This window comes from Gottfriedia sp. NPDC056225, assembly GCF_042267765.1.
Taxonomy (GTDB): domain Bacteria; phylum Bacillota; class Bacilli; order Bacillales; family Bacillaceae_G; genus Gottfriedia.
In genome coordinates, this window is record NZ_JBHJTJ010000113.1 from 1 (window position 1) to 4092 (window position 4092).

At 31.9% G+C, this 4092-nt stretch carries 3 protein-coding genes and 1 rRNA gene; all 4 read left to right on the top strand.

The genetic code is table 11. From position 1 onward, the window contains the following. A 5S ribosomal RNA gene (gene rrf, locus ACFCYN_RS25550) occupies positions 1-74 on the top strand; the annotation flags it as partial. Positions 75-245: 171 nt separating this feature from the next. Continuing rightward, positions 246-2000 carry an ABC transporter ATP-binding protein gene (locus tag ACFCYN_RS25110; RefSeq protein WP_375952839.1) on the top strand — a complete coding sequence of 585 codons (1755 nt, stop codon included), beginning with the start codon at positions 246-248 and terminating at the stop codon, positions 1998-2000. Between the two features lie 23 nt (positions 2001-2023). After that, positions 2024-2698 (top strand): response regulator transcription factor, encoded by a 675-nt coding sequence (locus ACFCYN_RS25115; protein ID WP_172446573.1) that lies wholly within the window; start codon positions 2024-2026, stop codon positions 2696-2698. Continuing rightward, the gene (locus ACFCYN_RS25120; RefSeq protein ID WP_172446574.1) at positions 2695-3762 is read left to right on the top strand and encodes a HAMP domain-containing sensor histidine kinase; all 1068 of its coding nucleotides are present in this window, start codon (positions 2695-2697) and stop codon (positions 3760-3762) included. The genes ACFCYN_RS25115 and ACFCYN_RS25120 overlap by 4 nt, the downstream gene beginning before the upstream one ends. Positions 3763-4092: the final 330 nt, after the last annotated feature.

Consider the following 4092-nt stretch of genomic DNA (forward strand, 5'->3'; position numbering starts at 1 on the left):
AACACGGCAGTTAAGCTCTTTTGCGTCGATGGTAGTTGGGGGTTTCCCCCTGTGAGAGTAGAACGTCGCCTGGTTAAAAAAAAACATCAGCTATTAGGCTGATGTTTTTTTGCGTTATAAAAGTTAATATGTTAAATGCCAACTTGATCAGTAAAATAATTTTATAGTTCATTCTTTATTCATATTTTAGTTGTAAATTTTAAAAGTAAAGTAGATAAACAATAGCTAAAGTAAGGAGTAATGAAATGAGAGACGAAAAAAAAATAAATAAAAAAAGTGATTGGAGAAACTTTATCTCTCTAATAAAAAACGCAAACCCTCCAAAATGGATGTTTGGGATAGGGGTTTCACTAAGTGTAGTGACTACTTTGGTAGGATTACTATTGCCCCTCCTAACAAAAAAGTTTGTAGATGGCTTTTCAATATCATCATTAAGTGCAGGACAAATAGCAATTTTTGCAGCTGTCCTAATAATACAAGCAGTATCATCTGCAGCTTCTATCTATTTACTTAGTAGAGTGGGAAATACAGTTGTTGCAAATGTAAGACAACGATTATGGAAAAAGATGGTCGTGCTCCCAATTTCATATTTCGATGAGACACAGACTGGTGAAAACGTTAGTCGAGTTACGAATGATACCGCGATATTAAAAGGGCTAATTACTCAGCATATTACCAATTTTTTAACAGGTATTATATCAATTATCGGATCTTTTACACTTTTACTAATACTAGATTGGAGAATGACCTTAGTAACATTCAGTATTATACCTGTTATTACGTTGATTTTTATTCCAATCGGAAAACAGATGTCAAAGCTATCAAAGGCAACTCAAGATGAGACAGCAAAATTCACATCATTAATTAGCCAAGTTTTTTCTGAAATTAGACTAGTAAAAGTTTCAAATGCGGAATCTGTCGAAATTACAAAAGGCAATAAGGGGATTAGTAACTTATTATCTTTTGGAATTAAGGAAGGTAAGTTTCAATCGTTAATAGGACCTATTGTTTCCTTTGTTTTAATGTTGATTCTAGTAGTCATAATTGGATACGGCGGGGTTAGAGTTTCTTCTGGAGCAATTACTGCAGGAGCATTAGTAGCGTATATACTATATTTATTCCAAATAATCTTCCCGGTAACGCAAATTACACAATTCTTTACTGAGCTTCAAAAAACGAAGGGAGCTACAGAAAGAATGATTAATATATTGGAACATGAAGAAGAAGATTATGATTCTGGAAATGAAGAAATTAATATGAACTTACCAATAACTATTAATAAACTGCACTTTGCATATAAAGAAGAGGAGATGTTATCAAATCTTAACTTTACGATTACTTCAGGTAAAGTCACAGCAATTGTAGGACCAAGTGGTAGTGGAAAAACAACACTTTTCTCACTTATTGAAAGATTTTATTCTCCTAAAACCGGCGAAATAAAAGTTGGTAAGCATTCAATAGATCGCTATAACTTAGAAAGTTGGAGAAAGCAAATAGGATATGTAGCACAAGAAAGTCCATTAATTGTAGGAACTATTAGGGATAACATATGTTATGGGATTAAAAGAGAAGTATCCGATAAAGAATTGGCCTATGTGTCAGCAATGGCTTATGTAGACCAATTTGTTAATAATTTACCTAAAGGGTTTGATACCGAAGTTGGAGAAAGAGGTATAAAACTGTCGGGAGGACAAAGACAGCGAATAGGAATTGCTCGTGCCTTATTAAGAAATCCTAAGTTATTAATGTTAGATGAGGCAACTTCGAATTTGGATAGTAGATCCGAGTTAGTAGTACAAAATGCGCTTTCTAATTTAATGCAAGGTAGAACGACTATAGTTATTGCCCATCGTTTATCGACAGTTATAGATGCCGATCAAATTGTCTTTTTAGATAAAGGAAAAATAACGGGCATTGGAACACATGAAGAATTATATAATACCCATCTTATGTATAGAGAGTTTGCTGATCAACAATTAAGAGTAAATAGTGCTGTATAACTACATTCAAGGAAGGTGCTTTTATGACTAGTATTTTAATTGTAGACGATGATCCACATATTCGAAAATTATTGAACGTACTGTTACGGAATGAAGGCTTCACTGTTTTTGAAGCTACAAACGGTATTGAAGCAATTACTGTTTTTGAAGATAATAAAATTGATATGTTAATTATAGACTTAATGATGCCAAAGATGGATGGATTTGAGCTTTGTCGTGAAATTAGAAACGAGGCCGATCTTCCTATTATTATGCTAACTGCAAAAGGTGAGACTGAACAAAAAGTTAAAGGATTTAAACTAGGAACCGATGACTATATTGTAAAACCATTTGAACCAGTTGAATTAGTTGTAAGAGTAAAGGCCTTATTAAGGAGATCGAAAATTTCTTCATCAAAAATCGTACAAATAGGTAATTTAACGATTGATCATGGCAATTATAAAGTTCTTATTGGAAATCAGGGAATTAATATGCCTTTGAAGGAACTAGAGCTTTTATTTACTTTAGCAAGTTCATTAGGAAGGACTTATTCAAGAGAACAATTAATTGAAAATATTTGGGGATTCGATTACGCAGGAGATGAAAGAACAGTAGATGTTCATATTAAACGTCTAAGAGAAAGATTTCCCGAGAAAGAATTTGGTTTTAAAATATCCACTGTATGGGGATTAGGGTATCGAATGGAGTTAGTAAAATGAAGATACTTAAAAAAATTAGAGATATTATAGGGGCTATATTATTACTAACGACTGCCATAACAGTTGGTAGCATTATAACGCACTATTTAACCGGATATTTTTTTGAGCACTACAAAACTAATCTTTCGGAAATAACAATACAAATTATAAATACATTTGTAACCTTTCTATTATTAATGTTAGCGGGAGGAACGTTTGGTAGAGTTTTCCATCACCCGAAACAAATGAGAATGGTAAAGGAAATTATGCAAGCAATTAGAAGCATTTCCAGAGGAGAGTTTAATGTATCGGTGGATTTTGAGAAAGTTAGAAATGCTTTCGGAGGAGAAATCGGTCAAATAATAGATGGCTTTAATAATATGGCATTGAACTTAAACCAAATGGAAAATATGAGGCAAGAGTTTATTTCAAATGTTTCGCATGAGATTCAATCACCTTTAACATCTATTAAAGGATTTGCGAAAGTACTACAAAATGAAGAATTGCCTTTAGAGGAACGAAAACAATATTTGAATATTATTGAATTTGAAAGCACACGATTATCAAAGCTTAGTGATAATCTCTTAAAGTTAACCTCATTAGAATCACAGAACCAGCCTATAGAGAAGAATCGTTTTTCATTAAATAGTCAACTTATGTACTCGTTGTTAAGCTGCGAACCACAAATAGTAGAAAAAAACATTAATATGCATGTTAATCTCAGTAAAATCGATGTGATTGGTGATGAGGCCCTTTTAAATCAAGTTTGGATGAACCTAATTACTAATAGTATAAAGTTTACACCTAATGATGGTGATATCTTTATTAATGCAAAACAAGAAAATGATAAGGTAATTATAAAAGTGCAAGATACTGGAATCGGTATATCTGATGAAGAGCAAATGCATATTTTTGAAAGATTTTATAAAGCTGATAAATCAAGAGACCGGACAACAGTTGGAAATGGGTTGGGTTTATCAATCGTAAAAAAAATAGTTGAGATGCATAATGGGATAGTTTATGTAGAAAGTGAACTAGGGCAAGGATCATTGTTTATTGTAGAACTACCTACAGCAGTGGAATAAGGTTGACCTATCATTATAGTAAATGGGTATTTTTGTAGAATTACTCTTTTACTATAATGAATAAGATTCTCATTTTTTGTTAAAAAGTTATTGCAAACAGAATAAAATAGTGGTATATTATTAAACGTTGTCACATTAATTCAAAATATGTGGCAAGAAAATAATAATAAAATAATTATTGACTATAAATGATTATGTGTGTTATTATTATATAAGTCGCTAAGAGATACAGCGACAAAGTGAACTTTGAAAACTAAACAAAACATGAAGTAAACGTCAATTATTAGTTTTTTGAGCAATACAAGATTTAAACTTAACTTTTATGGAGAG